This is a genomic window from Variovorax sp. KK3, assembly GCF_001984055.1.
Taxonomy (GTDB): domain Bacteria; phylum Pseudomonadota; class Gammaproteobacteria; order Burkholderiales; family Burkholderiaceae_C; genus Variovorax.
Map to the genome: position 1 here is coordinate 1 of NZ_LYVO01000018.1, position 21,253 is coordinate 21,253.

General features: G+C 69.4%; 17 protein-coding genes. 5 read left to right on the top strand and 12 right to left on the bottom strand.

Annotation, left to right across the window (positions count from 1 at the left end):
* The 5 genes from B0W80_RS11005 to B0W80_RS11025 all read right to left on the bottom strand — a co-directional run.
* Positions 1-288 (bottom strand): ATP-binding cassette domain-containing protein (locus B0W80_RS11005; RefSeq protein ID WP_143684575.1); only part of this gene is annotated, 288 nt, incomplete at its 3' end.
* Between the two features lie 206 nt (positions 289-494).
* A complete protein-coding gene (locus B0W80_RS11010) occupies positions 495-2,084 on the bottom strand; it encodes a DHA2 family efflux MFS transporter permease subunit (protein ID WP_256856547.1) in 1,590 nt (529 codons plus the stop codon).
* The gene (locus tag B0W80_RS11015) at positions 2,081-3,448 is read right to left on the bottom strand and encodes an efflux RND transporter periplasmic adaptor subunit (RefSeq protein WP_076999181.1); all 1,368 of its coding nucleotides are present in this window, start codon (positions 3,446-3,448) and stop codon (positions 2,081-2,083) included. The genes B0W80_RS11010 and B0W80_RS11015 overlap by 4 nt, the downstream gene beginning before the upstream one ends.
* Before the next feature lie 33 nt (positions 3,449-3,481).
* Positions 3,482-4,969, bottom strand: a complete 1,488-nt coding sequence (locus B0W80_RS11020) for an efflux transporter outer membrane subunit (RefSeq protein WP_076999182.1) — start codon at positions 4,967-4,969, stop codon at positions 3,482-3,484.
* Positions 4,950-5,498 (bottom strand): MarR family winged helix-turn-helix transcriptional regulator, encoded by a 549-nt coding sequence (locus tag B0W80_RS11025; RefSeq protein WP_076999183.1) that lies wholly within the window; start codon positions 5,496-5,498, stop codon positions 4,950-4,952. Before B0W80_RS11025 ends, B0W80_RS11020 begins: the two co-directional genes overlap by 20 nt.
* A gap of 79 nt (positions 5,499-5,577) precedes the next feature.
* Here B0W80_RS11025 and B0W80_RS11030 point away from each other — a divergent pair, with 79 nt between their 5' ends.
* Both B0W80_RS11030 and B0W80_RS11035 read left to right on the top strand, forming a co-directional pair.
* Positions 5,578-7,374 (top strand): ABC transporter transmembrane domain-containing protein, encoded by a 1,797-nt coding sequence (locus tag B0W80_RS11030; RefSeq protein ID WP_076999184.1) that lies wholly within the window; start codon positions 5,578-5,580, stop codon positions 7,372-7,374.
* A 62-nt stretch (positions 7,375-7,436) separates the two neighbouring features.
* Positions 7,437-8,354, top strand: a complete 918-nt coding sequence (locus B0W80_RS11035; protein ID WP_076999185.1) for a LysR family transcriptional regulator — start codon at positions 7,437-7,439, stop codon at positions 8,352-8,354.
* Between the two features lie 22 nt (positions 8,355-8,376).
* Here B0W80_RS11035 and B0W80_RS11040 read toward each other — a convergent pair whose 3' ends face one another.
* The 6 genes from B0W80_RS11040 to B0W80_RS11065 form a co-directional block, all read right to left on the bottom strand.
* Positions 8,377-9,291, bottom strand: a complete 915-nt coding sequence (locus B0W80_RS11040; RefSeq protein ID WP_076999186.1) for an aminotransferase class IV — start codon at positions 9,289-9,291, stop codon at positions 8,377-8,379.
* Between the two features lie 65 nt (positions 9,292-9,356).
* A complete protein-coding gene (locus B0W80_RS11045; RefSeq protein WP_179106887.1) occupies positions 9,357-10,331 on the bottom strand; it encodes a tripartite tricarboxylate transporter substrate binding protein in 975 nt (324 codons plus the stop codon).
* 86 nt (positions 10,332-10,417) lie between these two features.
* On the bottom strand, positions 10,418-12,037 hold the full coding sequence (locus B0W80_RS11050) for a thiamine pyrophosphate-binding protein (protein ID WP_179106888.1): 1,620 nt from the start codon (positions 12,035-12,037) through the stop codon (positions 10,418-10,420).
* Positions 12,038-12,062: 25 nt separating this feature from the next.
* Entirely contained in the window at positions 12,063-13,541 is a 1,479-nt protein-coding gene (locus B0W80_RS11055) for an aldehyde dehydrogenase (protein WP_076999258.1), read from the bottom strand.
* 11 nt (positions 13,542-13,552) lie between these two features.
* On the bottom strand, positions 13,553-15,670 hold the full coding sequence (locus B0W80_RS11060) for a hydantoinase/oxoprolinase family protein (RefSeq protein ID WP_076999188.1): 2,118 nt from the start codon (positions 15,668-15,670) through the stop codon (positions 13,553-13,555).
* On the bottom strand, positions 15,667-17,397 hold the full coding sequence (locus tag B0W80_RS11065; protein ID WP_076999189.1) for a hydantoinase B/oxoprolinase family protein: 1,731 nt from the start codon (positions 17,395-17,397) through the stop codon (positions 15,667-15,669). Before B0W80_RS11065 ends, B0W80_RS11060 begins: the two co-directional genes overlap by 4 nt.
* A 288-nt stretch (positions 17,398-17,685) precedes the next feature.
* Here B0W80_RS11065 and B0W80_RS11070 point away from each other — a divergent pair, with 288 nt between their 5' ends.
* From B0W80_RS11070 to B0W80_RS11080, 3 genes are read left to right on the top strand one after another with little or no spacing between them, the layout of a single operon-like run.
* The gene (locus B0W80_RS11070) at positions 17,686-18,657 is read left to right on the top strand and encodes a tripartite tricarboxylate transporter substrate binding protein (RefSeq protein WP_143684576.1); all 972 of its coding nucleotides are present in this window, start codon (positions 17,686-17,688) and stop codon (positions 18,655-18,657) included.
* 2 nt (positions 18,658-18,659) lie between these two features.
* Complete coding sequence (locus B0W80_RS11075; protein WP_076999191.1) at positions 18,660-19,514, top strand: HpcH/HpaI aldolase/citrate lyase family protein; 855 nt, start codon at positions 18,660-18,662, stop codon at positions 19,512-19,514.
* Between the two features lie 10 nt (positions 19,515-19,524).
* Entirely contained in the window at positions 19,525-20,349 is an 825-nt protein-coding gene (locus B0W80_RS11080) for a putative hydro-lyase (RefSeq protein ID WP_076999192.1), read from the top strand.
* A 27-nt stretch (positions 20,350-20,376) separates the two neighbouring features.
* Here the strand turns inward: B0W80_RS11080 and B0W80_RS11085 are convergent, their stop codons facing one another.
* On the bottom strand, positions 20,377-21,252 hold the full coding sequence (locus B0W80_RS11085; protein WP_076999193.1) for an oxaloacetate decarboxylase: 876 nt from the start codon (positions 21,250-21,252) through the stop codon (positions 20,377-20,379).
* Position 21,253 lies beyond the last annotated feature (1 nt).

Sequence of the window (21,253 nt, forward strand, 5' to 3'; positions counted from 1 at the left end):
CGTGAGGTGCGGGAACACGGCCGAGATCTGGAACGAGCGGATGATGCCGCGCCGCGCGATCTGCGCCGGGCGCTCGCGCGTGATGTCCTGGCCGTTGAAGAGGATGGTCCCCGAGGTGGGCTCGAGGAACTTGGTCAGCAGGTTGAAGCAGGTCGTCTTGCCGGCGCCGTTGGGCCCGATCAAGGCATGGATGGAGCCGCGCACCACCTTCAGATCGACTTTGCTGACGGCGGTGAAGCCCTTGAATTCCTTGGTGAGCTGGCGGGTCTCGAGAATGATGTCGCTCATCTCGCGAGGGCGCCCGGGTACAGGGAGTAAAGGTCGATCATGCGGTCCATCTGATGCCATCAATGTGGCTGCTGGACACATTGTTTGCAGCCATCTCAATAATGCCTACTGGGGCAAATGCCTATGCTGCACCGCAACCATTTGTCAGATGCGTGAAAGCCGCCGCGCCCCGAACGGGACGCGGCGGCTTTCCGGATCGACGAAGTTCAGTGCGCGCCGGCTGCGGCGTCGGCGGCGCCCGGGCTGCGCGTGGGCTTCGACAGCCACACGAAGGGGATCAGCAGCAGGAAGAGCACGGCCGACGCATAGAACACGTCGTTGGCGGCGAGCATGAAGGACTGCTGGTCGACCAGGCGGTTGAGCTGCCCCAGGATCTGCTCGGTCGAGAAGCCGTTGGCCGCCAGTCCGGCCATGGCGCTCGACGTGGCCGAACTGCCCTGGCTCACCGATTCGACCAGCTGGGCATGGTGCAGCGCGGCGCGGTTCTCCCACACCGTGGTGGCGATCGAGGTGCCCATGGCGCCCGCCGTGATGCGCGCGAAGTTCGACAGACCCGAGGCCGCCGCGATACGGTCGGGTGTGAGACCCGACAGCGTGATGGTGACCAGCGGAATGAAGAAGAAAGCCATCGCCACGCCCTGGATCACCGTCGGGATCATGATGGTCCAGAAGTCGGCCTGGGTGTTGAAGTTGGAGCGCATCCACAGCACCAGCGCGAACACCAGGAACGAGAAGGTCGCGTAGCGGCGCGGGTCGATCTTGCCGACCGTGAGGCCGACGATGGGCGAGAAGATGATCGCCAGCAGCCCCACGGGCGCCATGATCATCCCGGCCTGCGTGGCGGTGTAGCCCATGTACTGCTGCAGCCACAGCGGCAGGATCACCACGTTGCCGAAGAAGAGGCCGTAGGCCACCGCGGTGGCAAGCGCGCCCGACCAGAAGTTGCGGCGCTTGAAGAGCGACAGGTCGACCACCGGATGCTTGTCGGTCAGCTCCCAGACCAGGAAGAAGGCGAAGCCCACCACGGCGATGATCGCCATGGCGATGATCTCGGGCGAGTGGAACCAGTCGAGCTCCTTGCCCTTGTCGAGCATCAGCTGCAGCGAGCCCACCCACAGCACCAGCAGCGCCAGGCCGATGCCGTCGATCGGCACCTTGCGCGTGCCGCTTTCGCGCTTGTGATAGATGCCCCAGGTGATGCCGGCCGCGAGCAGGCCCACGGGGATGTTGATGTAGAAAATCCAGGGCCAGGAAATGTTGTCGGTGATCCACCCGCCCAGGAGCGGGCCCATCACGGGCGCGACCAGCGTGGTCATGGACCACATCGCCATCGCCAGCCCCGCCTTGGCACGCGGGTAGCTCGACAGCAGCAGCGTCTGCGACAACGGGATCATCGGCCCGGCGACGAAGCCCTGCAGCGCGCGGAAGGCGATCAGCGTCGTCATGTTGGGCGCCAGGCCGCACAGCCACGAGCTGATGATGAAGAGCAGCACGCTGGCCATGAACAGGCGCACCTGGCCGAAGCGCTGGGTGAGCCAGCCGGTCAGCGGCACCGCGATCGCGTTGGCGACGGCGAAGCTGGTGATGACCCAGGTGCCCTGCGTGGAGCTCACGCCCAGGTCGCCCGAGATGGCGGGCAGCGACACGTTCGCGATCGACGTGTCGAGCACGTTCATAAAGGTCGCGGCCGAGAGCGCGATCGTGCCCCAGACGCGGGCCGAGCCCTCCAGCGGCGGATAGGCGGCGGGAGCCGCTGCGGCGGTTGCCATCGTTCTTGCCTCGTCGCGGCGCGTCAGATCGGGTTGACCTGTGCAGTGTGGGCGGTGTGCGAGCTGTGCGGGCGCAACGCCGCGGCGGCCGGCGCGGGCGTGGCCGCGGGCGCAGCCGCGGGAGGCTGTGCGGCGGGGCGGGCGAGCGCCGGGCCGCGTCCCAGGTTGGCGGCGATGATGCGCTGGACCTCGGCGTCGGCGCCCTGGTCGAGCTGGCTGTAGACCTTGGTCTGCGCCAGCGCGGCGGCACGCGGCGCGTCGGCCAGCATCTTGCCGGCCTTCGCGCGCACGTCGACTTCCACGTCCATCGACAGGCCCACGCGCAACGGGTTGGCCTTGAGCTGCTGCGCGTCGAGCGCGATGCGCACGGGCACGCGCTGCACCACCTTGATCCAGTTGCCGGTGGCGTTCTGCGCCGGCAGCAATGCGAAGGCAGCGCCCGTGCCCACGCCCAGGCCCGCGACCCGGCCGGTGTACTCGACCTTCTTGCCGTAGACGTCGGCCACCAGCTTCACGGGCTGGTCGATGCGGATGCTGCGCAGCTGGACTTCCTTGAAGTTGGCGTCGACCCAGAGCTGGTCGAGCGGCACGATGGACATCATCGGCGTGCCGGCCGCGACGCGCTGGCCCAGCTGCACCGTGCGCCGCGCCACGTAGCCTTCGACCGGCGCGGGCAGCGCCACGCGCTGCGTCGCCAGGTAGGCCTCGCGCACCTTGGCGGCGGCGGCCTGCACGCTGGGGTGCTGCTCGACGCTGGTGCCGTCGGTCAGCGACTGGTTGCTCGCGAGCTGCTCGCGCGCGGCCACCACGCCGGCCTGGGCCGCGGCCAGTGCGCTCTTGGCGTTGGCGAGCGTGGTCTCGGCATGGTTGAGTTCTTCCTTCGACACCGCGCCGTTGCCCGACAGCGACTGGCGACGCTTCAGGTCGTCTTGCGCGCGAGCGATGTCGCTCTGCGCCTTGACGATGTCGGACTGCCGCAGCGTGACCTGCGCGGCCAGCGAACCGTTGTTGGCGTAGAGCGTGCGCACCTGGCGCACGGCCTGGCCGAGCGCGGCCTCGGCCTGCTCGAGCGCGACCTTGGCATCGGCCGGGTCGAGCTGCACCAGCGGCTGGCCCGCCTTCACCAGGTCGGTGTCGTCGGCCATGATCGACATCACGGTGCCGCCGATCTGCGGCGTGATCTGGATCACGTTGCCTTGCACGTAGGCGTTGTCGGTGGTTTCGTAGCGGCTGGCCACGAGCGCTTCGTACGCGCCCCAGCCGGCACCGGCCACCACCACGACGGCGGCCAGTGCCGTCAGGGCGCGGCGGCGCTTGCCGTTGGAGGCCGGCGCTTCGGCCGGAGCGGTGTTGGGGACGCTGTTGGCGGGTGTGTTGTTGTTGCTGTCCATGGAATGTCCTTCGGATTCGCGCGATGTAGGGGTTCAGGGTTGCCGTGCGGGCGTCGTGCCGGCATCGGCGGTGGCGTCGGCCTGCGGCTGCCAGCCGCCGCCGAGCGCGCGCGCCAGGCCCACCTGGGTTTCGAGCGCGCGGGCCGACAGGTCGACGGCCTGGCGGCGCTCGGCCAGCACGGTGGTCTCGGCGGTCAGCACGTTGAGGTAGTTGCCCAGGCCCGCGCCGTAGCGCTGCACGGCGATGCCGTAGGCGGCTTCTGCTGCGCGCTGCGATTCGGCCTGTTCGGCCTGCTGGCGCGTGACGGACTGGGCGCTCGCGACCTGGTCGGCCACGTCGTGCACGGCGTCGAGCACCGTGGCGTTGTAGCTCTCGATCGCGGCGTCGAGGTCGGCGTTCTTGCCGCGCAGGTTGGCGCGCAGCCGGCCGCCTTCGAAGATCGGCAGGCGAATCGCCGGGCCCACGCCCCACTGCTCGCTGCCCGACTTGGTGAGCTGGCCGAAGCCCAGTGCCGAGAAGCCGGCGAAGGCCACCAGGTTGATGTTGGGATAGAACTGCGTCTTGGCGTTGGCGACGTCGCTGGTCGCGGCCTCGACGCGCCAGCGCGCGGCGGCGACGTCGGCGCGCCGGCCCAGCAGGTCGGCCGGGATGGTGGGCTGCAACGCGATCGGGCGCAAGCTGGCGATCTGCGGGGCGGCCAGCGACTGCGTCGCGCCGGGCTGGCCCACCAGCGCGTCGAGCGCGTTGCGCGCCAGCGCGATCTGTTCGTTGAGCGCCTCGATCTGCTGCCGGGCCTGCGGCAGGCCGCCTTCGCTCTGGCGCAGTTCGAGGCTGGTGTCGAGGCCGGCCGACACGCGGTCGCGCACGAGCTTGAAGGTCTCGTCACGCTGCGCGAGGGTGCGGCGCGCCACGGCCAGCTGGTCGTCGAGCCGGGCCCACTGCACGTAGGCGCGCGTCACGTTGCTGGCCAGCAGCACGCGCGCGGCGTCGGCATCGGCCGCGGCGGCGTTGGTGCTGCCGACGGCCGTCTCGATGGCGGTGCGGTTGCGGCCGAAGAAGTCGAGCTCCCAGCTCGCGTTGAGCTGCAGCGTGCCCAGCTCCTGTTGCGAGCCGCCCAGCGGTGCGGGATAGATGTAGTTGCTGCTGAACTTCTGCTTGTTCAGGTCGAGCTGGCCGTCGACCTTGGGCAGGCGCCCGGCCTGCGCCGCACCGATGGCCGACTGCGCGCGCTCGAGGCGGGCCTGGGCCACCTGCAGGTTGGGGTTGCCGCGCAGCGCCTGGTCCACCAGGCCGTTGAGTTGGGCGTCGCCGAAGGCGAGCCACCATTGGCTGTCGATGGTGGGCGCGGCCATGGCCGCGGCTTCGCTGGTCAGGCCCAGCGAGGCGGCATCGCGCAGGGTGGCTTGCGAAGTGTTGCGGCCCATGTCGGCGCAACCGGCCAGGAACAGGGTCGCTGCAGTCGCCAGCACCGCAAGCGCCGCGATGGGGCGTCGAGTGGAATCAGTTCGAAGTGTTGTCATTGTTCTCTCCACGGGCCGAGACGGCCTGGGCGTTGTCCAGCAGGCGGCGCAGGTAGCTCTTGAGCTGCATCCATTCCTCGCGGCTGAAGCCTTCGAGCAATTCGTTCTGCACGCCACACAGCACATGGGGCACCTGGCGCGCGGCATCGCGCCCCTCGTCGGTCAGCTCGATGTTGACCACGCGGCGGTCGGACACCGAGCGCACGCGGCGACACAGGCCCTTGGCCTCGAGACGGTCGAGAAGGCGCGTCATGGCGCCGGTGTCGAGCTGGCATTCGCGCGCCAGTTCGGCGACGGTGGTGGCCGTGCCCAGGTGCAGCTTGTACAGCGGCGCCCACTGAGGGAAGGTCGGGCCGCTCGGCTCCGACATGCGATTGCCCACCGTCTGGCCCAGCATCGTGGTGATGCGCCGCATCATGTGGCCGACGCTCTCCTCCGCGTTGTACGAGTCGGGCTTGTAGAACTCGGGCGCACGCGCTTTCGGTTCGGGCGGCGAATCGGCGACAGCGGGATCGGTGGAAGCAGGCATGGGGCGGATAATAGTTGCCGCGACAGTAATTGTCAAGGCGACCTTTGAAAGGGCAAGCGTTCGTTAGAATGCGCGCTCCATGGTTACCCCTGCCCCTTCTCCTGTCTCGGCCCCTGCCGCCAAGGCCTCTCCCAAGTCGCTGTCGGGCCTGGCGCCGTTCCTGCGGCCGTACCGTGTCCAGATCGGGCTCGCCGCGCTGTTCCTGGTGCTGGCGGCCGCGACCACGCTCGTGTTTCCGATCGCACTGCGCAGCCTCATCGACGGCGGGTTGATCGTGGCCGACCGCGGCGCCCAGACCATGGCGCTGCGCGACCACTTCCTGGCCCTCTTCGCCGTCGCCATCGCGCTGGGCATGTTCTCGGCCGCACGCTTCTACACGGTGAGCTGGCTCGGCGAACGCGTCACGGCCGACCTGCGCAATGCGGTGTACGCCCACGTGCTGCGCCAGAGCCCGGTGTTCTTCGAGACCACGCAGACCGGTGAAGTGCTCTCGCGCCTGACCACCGACACCACGCTCGTACAGACGGTCGTCGGCTCGTCCCTCAGCATGGGCCTGCGCAATGCCGTGATGGGCGTCGGCGCGCTGGCCATGCTGATCTGGACCAACCCCTACGTGATGGTGCAGGTGATGGGCATCCTGGTGCTGGTGGTGCTGCCCAGCATGTGGTTCGGCCGGCGCGTGCGCAAGCTCTCGCGCGCGAGCCAGGACCGCGTGGCCGACTCGAGCGCCATCGCAGCCGAAGTGCTGAACGCGATTCCCGTGGTGCAGAGCTACACGGCCGAGCCGCGCGAGGCCGCCCGCTTCGATGCCTCCACCGCCGATGCCTTCCGCACCGCGGTGCGCCGCACGAAGGCGCGCTCGGTGCTGGTGGCCTTCATCATCATCGCCACCTCGGCCGCCCTGCTGTGGGGGCTGTACCAGGGCACGCAGGCCGTGCTGCGAGGCGACATCACGGCCGGGCACCTGGGACAGACGGTGGTGTACGTGATCATCCTCGCGAGCGCGGCCGCGGTGCTGGGCGAGGTCTACGGCGAGCTTCTGCGCGCGGCCGGCGCCACCGAACGGCTCATGGAGCTGCTGCACGCGCCGCCGGTCATCGTCTCGCCGGCCCGGCCGACGCAGGCTGCAGTGCCGGCGGCGGGCAGCGCGGTGCGCTTCGAAGGCATCGGCTTCCACTACCCTTCGCGGCCCGGCATGCCGGCGCTGCGCGACTTCAGCCTCGACATCGCACCGGGCGAAACGGTGGCCCTGGTCGGCTCGAGCGGCGCCGGCAAGAGCACGGTGTTCCAGCTCTTGCTGCGCTACTACGACCCGCAGTCGGGCCGCATCCTGCTCGACGGCGTGCCGCTGGCCGAGCTGGGCCTCGAAGCGCTGCGTGGCCGCATCGGCCTGGTGCCGCAAGACGCCGTGATCTTCTCGGCCAGCGCACTCGAGAACATCCGCTACGGCCGACCCGATGCCAGCACGGACGAGGTCCACGCCGCCGCGCGCGCCGCATTCGCCGACGGCTTCTTGCGCGCGCTGCCCGAGGGCTACGACACCTTCCTCGGCGAGCGCGGCGTGCGCCTGTCGGGCGGCCAGCGCCAGCGCATCGCCATCGCACGCGCCATGCTGAAGAACCCGCCGCTGCTGCTGCTCGACGAGGCCACCAGCGCACTCGACGCCGAAAGCGAACGCATGGTGCAGGCCGCGCTCGAATCGGCGATGACGGGCCGCACCACGCTGGTCATCGCGCACCGCCTGGCGACGGTGCAAAAGGCCGATCGCATCATCGTGCTGGACCACGGCGGCATCGTCGAGCACGGCACGCACGCCGCGCTGGTGGCGCAGAACGGCGTTTACGCGCGGCTGGCCGCGCTTCAGTTCGCCGCATAGCCGCGTCGGGCGCAGGCATGCATCCTGCGGCGGCATGCCGCGTGGATCACAATCGCTTTCGCATGCACTACGACCTGACCGACCTGCGCCTGTTCCTGCACGTGGGCGAGACGCGCAACCTCACGCGGGCCGCCGAGCGCGCCTTCCTTTCGCCGCCCGCGGCCAGCATGCGGATCAAGCAGCTCGAAGAGAACTTCCACACGCCCCTGCTGTTGCGCCAGGCCAAGGGCGTGCAACTTACGCCGGCCGGCGAACGCATGCTCGAGCACATCCGCATGGTGTTCAACCAGCTCGAATGCATGCATTCGGCGATGCAGCCTTTCGCCAGCGGCGTGAAGGGGCGCGTGCGCCTGCTCGCCAACAGCACGGCAGCCAGCACCTTCCTGCCCGGCGCGCTGTCGGCCTTTCTGGCGGAGCATCCCGACATCGACATCGAGCTGGAGGAGTGCAGCTCGCGCGAAGCCGCGGTGGCGGTGGTCAAGGGCGCGGCCGACATCGCGATGGTGGCGGGGCACGTGATGCCCGAAGAACTCGACGTGCTGCCGCTCTACCGCGACGAGCTGGTGCTGATCGGCTCGCCGCTGCTCGGTCCGCGCAAGGAAGGTCCGGTGCGTCTGGCCGAGCTGTTGGACAGCACGCCCTTCGTCGGCCTCAACCAGCACAACTCGATCCACAGCTTCGTCGACGGCATCGCGCGGCAGCTGGGCAAGCGCATCAACCTGCGCATCCAGGTCGGCAATTTCGACGCGGTGTGCCGCATGGTCGAAGCCGGCGCCGGCGTGGCGGTGGTGCCGCTGATCTGTGCGCAGCAGTACGGGCTGAAGCGGCTGCGCGTGATGGCGCTCGACGAGCCATGGGCCCGGCGCGACATCAGCCTGGTGCGCCTGCGCTCGCACACCTTGCCGCGGTCGAGCGAGCTGCTGATCGAACACCTGCGCCAGCAGGTACGCGCGTTGGTGGGCGAGGTCGCGCACGAGTAGCCCGCCGGCGCGCCGGCGCGTCTCAGGTCAACGGCGTGTGCCAGCCCCACTCGTCCGGCACCATCCGCCGCACGCAGTCGAAGTACATGGCCTGCACCTGCCGCGTGATCTCGCCGGGCTTGCCGTCGCCGACCGGCAAGCGATCGATGCCGACCACGGGAATGATCTCCTGCCCGGTGCCGCAGAGGAAAGCCTCCTGCGCGAAGTACAGCTCGCTGCGGTCGACGTCGCGCTGGATCACCGGCCGGCCGAAGCGGCGTTCGTACAGCCGGATGATCGAATCGCGCGTCACGCTCTCCAGGATGTTGCTGCCCAGCCCCGGCGTGATCAGCTCGCCGTCGCGCACCATGAAGAAACAGGCGATCGGCGCCTCGGACACCTTGCCCTGCGGCGTGAGCATGAGCGCGCCGTCGTAGCCGTCGGCCTGCGCCTGAAGCTGCGTGAGCCGGGCGTTGTGGTAATTGGCCGTGGCCTTGATGCGGGGCGGGCTCGCGTTGTCGGAGAGCCGGCTCCACGAGCTCACGCCGAGCTGCATGCCGGTCTCCGCGAACTTCGGCTTGTCGCGCGGCTGGGCCACCGCAAAGTAGCTGACTGGCCCCTTCGTCGCCATCAGGCCGGTGCCCGAGATGAAGACGAGCAGGCGGATGTACACGTCGGTGTCGGGTGAGTTCGCGCGCACCAGGCGCGACAGGGCTTCCTGCATCTCGTCGACCTCGATGCGCCGGTCGAAGCGCATCACCTTCATGCCCACCTGCAGGCGCTCGATGTGCTCGCGCAGGCGGAAGAAGCTGTAGCTGCCATCTTCGGGGCGACGGTAGGCGCGCAAGCCTTCGAAGACGGTGGTGGCGTAGGTGACGGCGAGCGAGAGGGGATGGATCTTCGCGTCGGCATGGCGAATGATCTCGCCGTCCGACAGCACCCAATCAGGGGTCCACATGCTGGGTCGTTCCTTATGTGCGTGGATGGATGGATTGGCGGGTTGGCCGAACGCCTGGCGACGAATCAGTTGCCGAGCTTGAGGCCGGGCACGAGCTTCGCCATCTTGCGGTTCACGTCGGCGATGGTGCGGCCGAAGGCCGTGGCGTCCATGTACGCACCCGTGCCGGAGAGCTTGCCGAGCATCTCCCTGAAGCTTGCTTCGGCCACCATGTCGCGCCCGGCGGCTTCCCAGGCCTTCACTGCGTCCTCGGGCATGCCGGCCGGGCCCGCGATGCCGTAGAAGATCGGCACCGAGACCGGGAACTGAAGCTCCTTGTACGTGGGCACGTCGGGATAGCCGGGGATCTTGTCGGGCCCGCTTTCCGCCAGCAGCCGCACGCGCCCGCTCGCGGCGAAGGGCGGAAACTCGGCCGCGACCAGCGCCTGGATCTGGCCGCCGAGCAACGCCGACATGGCATCGGCACCGCCCTTGTAGGGAACATAAGTGGCGTCGATGCCCGCGGCCTGGAACGCGGCCGCGGTCGAGATGTGCGTGGCGCCGTTGGTGGCCGCGGTCGACCAGAACAGCTTGCCGGGGTTGGCCTTGCCCCAGGCCATGAGTTCCTGCATCGACGTCCACTGCGCATCGGCCTTGACGAACAAGGGCTGCGCGCTGACCAGGTACTGGAACAGATAGCGGAAGTCCGCCACCGGGTCGTAAGGCAGCTTCTGCAGGTAAGGCGCCACCGTGAACGGGCTGGAGGTGGCCAGCGCGACGGTGTAGCCGTCGGGCTTGGCGCGTGCGAGCAGGCCGGCCACGATGGTGCCGCCTGCGCCGGGTTTGTTCTCCACCACCACGGTCGTCTTCCAGCGCGCGCGCAGATAGTCGGCCATCCAGCGGCTCCAGGTGTCGCCGCCGCCGCCTGGCGCGAAGCCGACCAGGATCGTGACCGTCTTCGATGCAGACGGAAAGGCCTCTGCAGCCCCACTGCCCAGGTGCGGCAGGCCGGCGAGGCCGGCGGCGGAAAGCGCCATCATCCGGCGGCGAGACATCGACATGGGAAACCTCCAGTGAATGGCGAAGCAAGCCTCGCCGACCGCAACATGCATGCCCGTTGGCGGCCATGCGTCAGCCTCTCAGCCTCTCAGCCCCTCATGGCCTTGAGCTGCTGTGCATAGCCCGCCGGCTCGACCTCGACGTCGATCAGCGCCGGCCCCTGGCAGCCCAGCGCATGCTTCAGCGCGGCGCGCAGCCCGTCTTCGTCGCGCACGCGCCAGCCTGCGCCGCCTGCGCCTTCCATCACCTTCGCGAAGTCGTGCCGGCCCCAGCGCACGCCGCGCGTGGGCAGTTGGCGGCTCTGCTGCTTCACGTCGATCAGCGACAGCGCGCCGTCGTTGAACACCACCACCAGGATTCGCGCGCCGGCCTCGACCGCCGTGCACAGCTCGCCCATGCACATCATCAAGCCGCCGTCGCCGGTGAAGCAGACCACCGGGCGCGATGGGTCTTCGAGCGCCGCCGCGATCGCGGCGGGAACGCCGAAGGCCATCGAGGCCAGGCCGTTCGAGATGAGGCAGTCGCCCGGCGCCTCGCAGGGGAAGAAGGCAGTGGCCGAAAACATGTGGGCACCGGCATCGACCGCCAGGCGCGGTCGCCAACCGGCCTCGGCACAGGCCTGCGCGGTGAGCTGCACCAGCCTGTCGGGCGCCACGCCCTGCGACACCGGCCCGTAGGCCAGCGCGCGCTGCACGTTGCTGCGCAGGCGGGCGATCTCGCCGGGCTCCCACGTGCTCGCCGCGAGGCCGTGGACGCCGAGCGCTTCGAGGCTCGCCGGCAGGTCGCCGTACACGCCGAACGCGGGCGTCACGTAGTGCACCGGGTAGGCATGCGTGCCGATGTCGAGCACCGGCGTCTCGTAGGGCCACGGCTGCAGGATCAGCTCGACCGGGTCCATGCCCACCAGCACGATCAGGTCGGCCTGGCGCACGCATTCCTGCTCCTGCGCCCCGCCGGTGAACACGCCCGTCACCAGTTCGTGCCGATCGGGCAGCACGCCCTTGGCCTTGTAGGTGGGCAGCACGGGGCAGCACAGCCGCTCGGCCAGTGCGCGCAGCTGCGGGGCCGCACGCCGCGCTTCGAGCCCCGCGACGATGACCGGGCGCCGCGCCTTCGCGATCATCGCCGCGGCCTCTTCCACCCGCATCGCATCGGCCAGCTCGCGCCATGCCGGCGCGGCGTCCGGCATCGGCCGGGCCAGCGGCTTGCGGGCCGCCGCGCTGGTGAGTTCCAGATGCACCGGGCCGCAAGGCGCCGTGCAGGCCTGCGCCACCAGCCGGCGAATCTCCGCGCCTGCGTCTTCGCCGTCGAGCCGGCCGTGGCCCTTGACCAGCGGCGCCAGCATGGCGCGCTGGTCGAACACCTGGTGCGTGATGTAGCTCGTCTGCTGCGGCGTGAAGCCGTCCGTGATGACCATCACGGGCGCGCGATCGAGGCTCGCATAGGCTACGCCGTTCGTCGCATTGGCGACGCCGGGGCCCTTGGTCATGAGCGCCACGCCGAGGCGCCCGGTGCTCTCGGCCAGGGCGCCCGCCATCATCACGGCGGCGTTCTCGGACTTCGTGAGCGTGAAGCCGATGCCGCGCTGCGCGGCCGCCTCGATCACGTCGAGCGACGAGCCGCCGCCCGGCACGCCGTAGATGCGTTGCACACCAGCCTCCTGCATCGCCTGCGCGAGCGCCTCGGCCACTGTCATCGTTGTCGTCATGCTTTTCTTCTCTGCGGCGCGCTCGTCAGCGGCGGATGTAAGGGTTGGCCACCGGTCCGCCGGTGTAGAACCAGACGCTCTTGGTCTGCAGGTATTCGCGGATCGCATCCATGCCGTTCTCGCGGCCCAGGCCCGATGCCTTCACGCCGCCGAATGGCGTGGTGTAGCTGGTCGACCGGTAGGTGTTGACCCAGACGGTCCCGGCCTGCAGCTGCTTCGAGAAGTTCACCGCGCGGCGCAGGCTCTCGGTCCACACGCCGGCGGCCAGGCCGTAGTTCGTGCTGTTGGCGATGCGGATCGCTTCTTCGTCGGTGGAGAAGCGGATCACCGACAGCACGGGCCCGAATACCTCTTCCTGCGCGATGCGCATGTCGGGCGTCACGTCCGCAAAGATCGTGGGCTGCACGAAGAAGCCCCGCGCGCCCGGCGGCTGCGAAGCCACGTCGCCGCCCATCACGCAGCGCGCGCCCTCCTCCTTGGCGATGCGCAGGTAGTCGACCACCTTGCGAAACTGGGGCTCGGTGGTGACGGGGCCGATCTGCGTACCGGCATCCATCGGATCGCCGAAGCGGGCCTGGCCGGCCAGCTCGAGCAGCTTGCCGAGGAACTCGTCGTGGATGCGCTCGTGCAGCAGCAGGCGCGAACCCGCGATGCAGGTCTGGCCCGTCGCCGCGAAGATGCCCGAGATCGCCCCCGACACCGCATCGTCGATGCGCGCATCGTCGAGCACGATGTTGGCCGACTTGCCGCCCAGTTCGAGCGTCGTGTGCTTGAAGTCGCGCGCGGCGGCCACCGCGACGTGGCGTCCGCCCGATTCGCCGCCGGTGAAGGCGACCTTGCGCACCAGCGGATGCGTGACCAGCGGCTCGCCAGCCTCGGCACCGTAGCCGGTGACCACGTTCACCAGGCCCGGCGGCAAGCCGGCCTCGTCGCAGACGCGCGCGAACTCCAACGTCGACGCCGAGGTGAATTCCGAGGGCTTGATCACGACCGCGTTGCCGGCCGCGAGCGCCGGCGCGACCTTCCATGCCATCAGCAACAACGGCGAGTTCCACGGCGTGATGCAGGCGGTGACGCCGATCGGCTCGTGCCGCGTGAAGTTGAGAACGTCGGCCTTGTCGATGGGCGGGACCGTGCCCTCGATCTTGTCGGCCAGTCCGCCGAAGTAGTGGAACCACTCGGTGAGATAGCGGCACTGGTTGAGCATCTCGGCCAGCAGCTTGCCGTTGTCCTGCACTTCGGTGCGCGCCAGATGTTCGGCCCGCGCGAACAGCAGGTCGCCGAGCTTGCGCAGCCGATGGCCGCGCTGGGTAGCGTTGATGCGCGCCCACTCGCCGTCGTACATGGCGCGGTGCGCCGCGCGCGCGGCCGCATCGACGTCTTCGGCATTGCCGCGCGGTATGCGGCACCAGGCCTCGCCGGTGTAGGGATTGATCGAGTCGAACCACTCGCCGCCGGCGGGGTCGCGCCATTGGCCGTCGATGTAGAGCTGGTACTGCTGCATGGCGGGCGCCTTCATTGAACGGCCTGCACGGGCAGGTCGACGATCAGGTTGCGGTAGCCGTCCACGGTCACGCGCGCGCCCTCGGGCACGACCACGGTGGATTCGCGCTCTTCCACGATCGCCGGCCCCTGCAGGTCGGTGTCGGGGCCGAGCCGGTAGCGGTCGTACACCGGCGTGTCGACGAAGCGCTTGCTCGTCACGCTGTAGACGGGGCGCCGCCCTTTCAGCGCATCGCCGCGTTCGTCGAGGGTCGCGACGGCCGCCGGGGTGATGTCGGGCGTCTCGGTCATCACCACCACGCGCCACGAAACGATCTCCAGCGGCGAGTCGTGCTCGATGCGGCCGTAGAGCTGCCGGTAGGCGGCTTCGAAGGCGCGCTCGAGCCGTTCGGCCATGCCATGCGGCTGCCGGTGATCGTCCAATGGCACCGGCACGTCGTAGCCCTGGCCGACATAGCGCATGGCGGCGCTGATCTTGACCAGCACCTTCACGCTGCCCATGCCGGAGGCCTCGAACATCGCGCGGCCCTGGGCCTCGAGTTCGTCCACCAGGGCCTGCACGCGGCCGGCCGACAGCTGCGCCAGCGGCGTGATCTCGGCCCGCACGAACTGGAAGGACATCGGCGACGCCAGGAAGCCGAAGGCCGAGGCCACGCCCGCGCCCAGCGGGCAGATGACGCGCCGGATGCCGAGCTTGAGCGCGACGTGGCAGGCATGCACCGGCCCGGCGCCGCCGATCGGCACCATCGCGTAGTCGGCTGCCTTGCGGCCCTTTTCGAGCGCGTAGATGCTGGCGGCCTGCGCCATGGTCTCGTTGACGGTCTCGTGGATGCCGAAGGCGGCTTCCACGTCGTCCAGGCCGAGGCGCTGGCCGATGTTCGCTGCCAAAGCCTTGCGCGCGGCCGGCTCGTCGAGCGCCATGTCGCCGCCCAGGAAGGCCTTGGCGTCCAGGTAGCCGAGCACCAGGTCGGCGTCGGTCACAGTGCCGTCTTCGCCGCCCAGGCCGTAGCAGGCCGGGCCGGGCACGGCGCTGGAGCTGTCGGGGCCGACCTGGATCAGGCCCATCTGGTTGATGCGCGCGATGCTGCCGCCGCCGGAGCCGATCTCGATCATGTCGACGGCCGGCACCTTGAGCGGAATGCCGCTGCCCTTCTTGAAGCGCGCCTGGCGCGCCACTTCGAAGTCGGTGGTGACGGCCGGCTCGCCGCCTTCGATCAGGCAGGCCTTGGCGGTGGTGCCGCCCATGTCGAAGCACAGCACGTTGTCGGCGCCGGCCAGGCGGCCGATGAGCGCGGTGGCCTGCACGCCGCCGGCGGGGCCCGACTGCACGAGGCGGATCGGGTACTGCATCGCGGTGCTGTAATGCACGGTGCCGCCGTCGGACTGCATGAGGAAGAGCTCGCGCTCGATCCCCATGTCCCGCATGCCGTCGATGAGGCCCGCGATGTACTTGCGGAACAGCGGCTGCACGTAAGCGTTGCACACGGCCGTGGCGCTGCGCTCGTATTCGCCGAGTTCGGGCATCACCTCGCTGGAGATGCAGACCGTGGTGTGGGGCAGGTGCTTCTCGAGGATGGCCTTGGCGCGCTGCTCGTGGGCCGGAAAGCGGTACGAATGCAGGAAGCACACGGCCACGGCCTCGTAGTCGCCGGCCGCGAGCTGCTGCGCGATGGCCTCCATCTGGCGCTCGTCCAGCGCCGCGATCGCCTCGCCTTCCGGGCCCACGCGCTCGCGCACCTCGTAGCGGGCGGAGCGATCGATCAGCGAATCGACCGGCTGCAGGCCGATGTCGTAGATGTCGTAGCGCCACTCGCGGCCGATCTGCAGCACGTCGCGGAAGCCCTCGGTGGTCACCAGCGCCGTGCGCACGCCCTTGCGCTCGATCAGCGCGTTGGCCACCAGCGTGGTGCCGTGGATCACCGCGTCGACGTCGCGCGCCTGCACGCCGCTCTTCTGCAGCAGGAGGCCGATGCCGTTGAGCACGCCGCGCGACGGGTCGTCGGGCGTGGTCGGCACCTTCTCGTTGACCAGCATGCGGGCCTCGGTGTCGAACATCACGAGGTCTGTGAAGGTGCCGCCGATGTCCACGCCGATGCGGTAGCGGCGGGCGTCTTGTCCCTGTGCGTTCACGAGTTCGATTCCTTCGCTGCCTTCGATGCCTTCGATGCTTTCGACACTTCCGATGCTTTCGCTTCGCTCTTGCCGGCCGCCAGGCTCAAGCGGTCGGCCTGGATGCCGTAGTCGCGCTGGGCCGCAGCCAGGCTCACGATGCCGTTGACCAGGTCCTTGCGGATCGCGTCGAGCCGGCGCTCGCCCGGCGGGTACATGCCGCCCCCGCCCGGCGTCTCGAAGGTGGCGACGTCGCCCTTCTTCATGGCCACGACCGACTTGGCCGCGATGCGCTCGCCGTTGAGCATGTCCACGCCGGCCGAGCCGGGCAGACCGCCCAGGAAGCCGCGCGGCGGATGCTTGACGCGCTCGTGGCGGATGACGAAGGTGAGCGGGTCGTCGGAGGTCGAGCGGAACGACAGGCGCTGCCCCGCCCCGCCGCGGAAGCGCCCCGCGCCGCCCGAGTCGGTGATGAGGCGCTTCTCGGTCACGATCAGCGGCGTCTGCGTCTCGAACTGCTCGATGGGGCTGTTCGCCACGTTGGTCGGAAAGCTCAGGCAGGCCGGCCCGTCCGACGTGGCGCGCGCGCCGTAACCGCCGCTCATGAAGAACATCTTGACGAACTTGCGGCGCACCTTGTCGTTGCCCTTGAAGTAGATGTTCCAGATCGGCGAGCCGCTGTCGGCGGCCACGCGCTCGGGAATCATCTGCGCCAGCGCGCCGAAGATGGCGAAAGGCAGGTAGTGGCCCGAGAGATGCCGCCCCCACACCGGGGCCGGGCGCGTCGGGTTCACCAGGCAGCCCTCGGGCGCGAGGATGGTCAGCGGACGCAGCGACCCGTCGTTGTTGGGCGAGCCCGGATCGAAGGCGCACTTGATGGCGTAGGCGCTGTAGGCGAAGGTGAAGTTCATCACCGAGTTGATCGGCTTGTCGATCTGGCCCGTGGTGCCGTCGTAGTCGACCGTGAGGTCCGAGCCCTTCTTGCGCACGGTGCAGCGGATGGACAGCGGCAGGTCGTAGCCGTCGGCCGTCACTTCGTCGTGGAACTCGCCGTCGGGCGCTGCCTCGAGCATGGCGCGCATGCTCTGCTCGGAGCGGTCGAGGATCTGGTCGGTGACCTGGCGCAGGTCGTCGATGCGCTCGTCGTCCAGCAGCTTGATCAGCCGCTTCTGCGCCTGCTCGAAGGCTGCGAACTGCGCGCGCAGGTCGCCCAGGGTCTCCGTGGACTCGCGCAGGTTCTCGGTGATGAAGGCCACCACGTCGGCGTTCTCCTCGCCGCGCCGCATGATCTTGAGGGCCGGGATGCACAGGCCTTCTTCATAGCAGTCGCGCGCGAATGGGTTGGGCGCGCCGCCGATGTCGACCGTGTGGAAGGTGGAGCCGACGAAGGCGATCAGCGTGCCACCGCGGAAGATCGGCCGCACCATGGTGATGTCGTTGAGGTGGCCGGTGCCCATCCACGGGTCGTTGGAGATCAGCACGTCGCCCGGCTCCAGCGTCTCGCGCGGATGCCGCTGCAGGATGGCCGCGAGCGTGCGCGGCATGGTGCCGAGAAAGGACGGGATCGAGCGCGAGGACTGCGCGAAGACGCGGCCCTCGGCGTCCATGAAGGACATCGCGAGGTCCCAGTTCTCCCGCACGACCACCGAGAAGGAGGTGCGCACGAAGGTCTGCGCGATCTCGTCCATCAGCCCTGTGAGGCGCTGCCAGACGATGCCGAGCTGCACGGCGTTGATGTCTTGTCTCATCGGATCGGAAGGTGGTGCCCTCGCCGGTGGCGAAGGACGAGTGGTACATGCGGCCAGTATGTCCAGCGCTCGCGGCGCTGACCATTCGTGGTTCGATAACGGGCCGTTCAACGGCGCTGAATCCGTGGCCGGCTGCGGCAGCGTTCAGGCAGGCTGAACGTTGCCCCCGGCGGATGTGAATTCAGCGCGCGGGCACGCGTTCCTACCATCTGGCGCAGTGGTTCTGCATGGCGCGCATGGTGCGCGGCAAGCATCAGGACCGGTCAGCCCGCCCCCGAGGAGTGTTCCGTGAATCCGAGCCCGATGTTCAGGCGATGCGTCGCCGCCGCCCTGTTGTGCATCGCCGGCGCTGCCGGCGCCGCCTACCCCGACAAGCCGATCCGCATCATCGTGCCCTACCCGCCCGGCGGCAGCGTCGAGATCGTGTCGCGCGTGATCAGCAACCGGCTCGCACAGGCGCTGGGGCAGCCGGTGGTGGTGGAGTCGAAAGGCGGCGCGGCCGGCAACATCGGTGCGTACTACGTCGCCACGCAGCCCGCCGACGGCTACACGCTGGTGATGGGCACGCAGAGCACGCACGGCACCAACAACCTGCTGTTCAAGGAAACGCGGCACGACCCGGTGAAGGACTTCGAGCCCGTCACCATGGTCGCGGCCGCGCCGCTGCTGCTGGTGGTGAACCCGAAGGTGCCGGCCACCGACGGCAAATCGATGCTGCAGTACATCGCCGAGCAGAAGGACGGCGTGAGCTTCGGCTCCGCCAGCACGGGCGGCGGCGGCCACCTGGCGGGCGAGCGCTTCAAGAAGCTCACGGGCCTGAACCTGGTCCACATTCCCTACAAGGGCAGCGGCCCGCTGCGCACCGACCTGATCGCGGGGCACGTGCCGATGAGCTTCGACAACATGGCCTCGGCCCTGCCCGCGGTGCAGGCCGGGCAGCTGCGTGCGCTGGCCGTGACCACGGCGACGCGCAGCAGCGTGGCGCCCGAGATCCCGACCATGGCCGAGGCCGGCTTTCCGCCGCTGGTGCTGGACACCTGGTATGCGCTCTTCGCACCCGCGGGCACGCCGAAGCCGATCGTCGACCGGCTCAACAAGGAAGTGGTGAAGATCCTGCAGGAGCCCGCCGTGACCGAGCGCCTGCGCGGCCTGGGCATGGACGTCGTGACCACCACGCCGGAAGGCCTGCGCACGCGGGTCGTCGAAGACACGGCGCGCTACAAGCGCATCATCGACGACGCGAAGATCGAGGCGCAGTGAGGATGGTGACCACCGCCACCACCACCGCCCTGCCCGCCCCCTCGATGAGCGGCCATCCCGCCGTCGGCGCGGCCTTCAAGGAACGACTGGCGCGCGGCGAGCTGCTGCTCGGCTGCAACGTGCGGCATTCGCGCACGCCGGAGATCGGCGCGATCCTCAAGGACTGCGGCTACAGCTGGCTCATGCTGGACAACGAGCACAGCCCGATGACGCCGCATCTCGGCTACGACATCGCGCTCGGTGCGCTGCGCGCGGGGCTGCTGCCCTTCGCGCGGGTGCGGCGCAACGACGAGGCGGAGATCGCGAGCTGGCTGACCAATGGCGTGCTCGGCGTGGTGGTGCCGCACGTCAACTCGACCGACGAGGCCCGCCGCGCGAGCCGTGCGGCGAAATACCCGCCCGAGGGCACGCTGTCGGTGCCGGGATCGATTCCGCAGTTCGGCTACGGCATCCCGCTCGCCGAGGCGAGCCGGCGCTTCAACGAGGAGTCGGTGACCATGCTGATGATCGAGAGCGAAGCCGCGGTCGAGGCCGTCGACGACATCGCGGCCGTGCCGGGTGCCGACGTGCTCTTCGTCGGCAGCAGCGACCTGGTCTTCGACATGGGCCTGCCCGGCGGCTACGACCACCCGCGCTACGTGGCCGCGCTCGAACGCATCGCAGCGGCGGCGCGGGCGCACGGCAAGGGCTTCGGCGTGGGCGGTGTCGGGCGCGACGCGCAATGGGAGGCCGTGCTGGTGCTCGGCGCCCAGGTGGTGCTGACCGAGAACGACCTGAGCATGCTGGTCAACCGCGCGCGTGAACGTGTCGCTTTCTTCGCGGCGCTGACCGAGCGCCGCCCTCCTCTTTCGACTTGAGCCAAACCCGATGCAGAAGACGGCAAGAATCCAGGAACGCGACGAGCTGCGCGACGCGCATCCGAAGCAGGTGCGCGATGCGATCCGAGAGGGCCGCTGGGACGGCCCGACCGTGGGCATGGCACGCGGCTACATCCAGGCCAACGTGGCGATCGTGCCCGAGCGCCATGCCTTCGACTTCCTGCGCTTCTGCCTGCGCAACCCCAAGCCCTGCCCGCTGGTCGAGGTGCTGGAGCCCGGCGACCCGGTGCCGCGGCAATCGGCGCCCGGGGGCGACCTGCGCACCGACGTGTCGCGCTACCGCGTGTTCCGCGACGGCAAGCTCGCGGAGGAAGTGCGCGACCTGCGCACGCTGTGGCGCAAGGACCACGTGGGCTTCCTGATGGGCTGCAGCGTGTCCTTCGACCAGGCGATGCTCGACGGCGGCATCGACCTGCGGCATCTTCAGAGCGGCACCGGCCGCATCGCGGTCTACGAGAGCAGCATCGCGTGCCAGCCGGCGGGCATGTTCCACGGCAACATGATCGTGAGCATGCGTCCGATTCCGAAGTCGCTGCTGGTGCGGGCGATCGAGATCACCTCGCAGTACCCGATCGCACATGGCTCGCCGGTGCACGTGGGCGATGGCGCGGCGATCGGCGTTGCCGACATGGCGAAGATCCACAGCGGCAAGGTCAACGAGGTGGGGCCCGACGACGTGCCGGTGTGGTGGGGCTGCGGCGTGACGCCGCAGGCGATCGCGCTGGCCTCGGGGGTGCCCGAGATGATCACGCACGCCACCGGGCATCTGTTTGCAACCGATCTGCGCGTCAGCGCGCATCGCACCGGGCTGTAACGGCCCGCGCGACGAGATCCGCCCTGCTCAGCCCTGCTGGTAGCGCTTGCCGCGGGCCAGCAACTCTGGCGTGCCGATCACGGCATTGAGGCCGTCGAAGTCGAGCATCTCCGGCCGCATCGCGTTGGTGCTGCCGTTGGCGTGCAGCGAATCGAAGTAGCGCTTCATCTGCGCACCCAGGAAGCGCACCACGCCGCCCGGGAAGATGACGATGCCGAAGCCCATCTCGCCCAGCTCGGCTGCCGATTGCAGCGGCGTCTTTCCACCTTCGACCATGTTCGCCAGCAGCGGCGCACGGCCTTCGAACTGGCGGCAGGCGCGCTGCATGTCGGCCGGGCTGCGCAGCGCCTCGATGAAGAGCACGTCGACACCGCAGGCCAGGTAGGCCTCGGCGCGCACCAGGGCGGCGTCGAGACCCTCGATGGCAACGGCGTCGGTGCGCGCGATGATGAGCGTGTCTTCGCTGGCCCGTGCATCGAGCGCAGCCTTGAGCTTGCCGCACATCTCGGCCTGCGGGATGACCGACTTGTCGTCGAGATGGCCGCAGCGCTTGGGAAAGCCTTGGTCTTCCAGCTGGATGGCCGCCGCGCCCGCGCGTTCGAACAGGCGCACGGTGCGCTGGGTGTTGAGCGCGTTGCCATAGCCGGTATCGCCGTCGACGATGACGGGCGTGTCGACGCGGTCGGTGATGCGGCCGAGCACGTCGGCGGTTTCGGTGGCGGTGGTCAGGCCCACGTCCGAGCGGCCATGCGAGGTGTAGGCCACCGCGGCGCCCGAGAGATAGAGCGCCTCGAAGCCGGCTTGCGTGGCGACAAGCGCCGAGAACGGGTCGTAGACGCCAGGCGCGAGCACCGGGCCGCCGGTGCGAAGCCGGGCCTGGAGCGTTGGTTTCGTCTGCGTCATG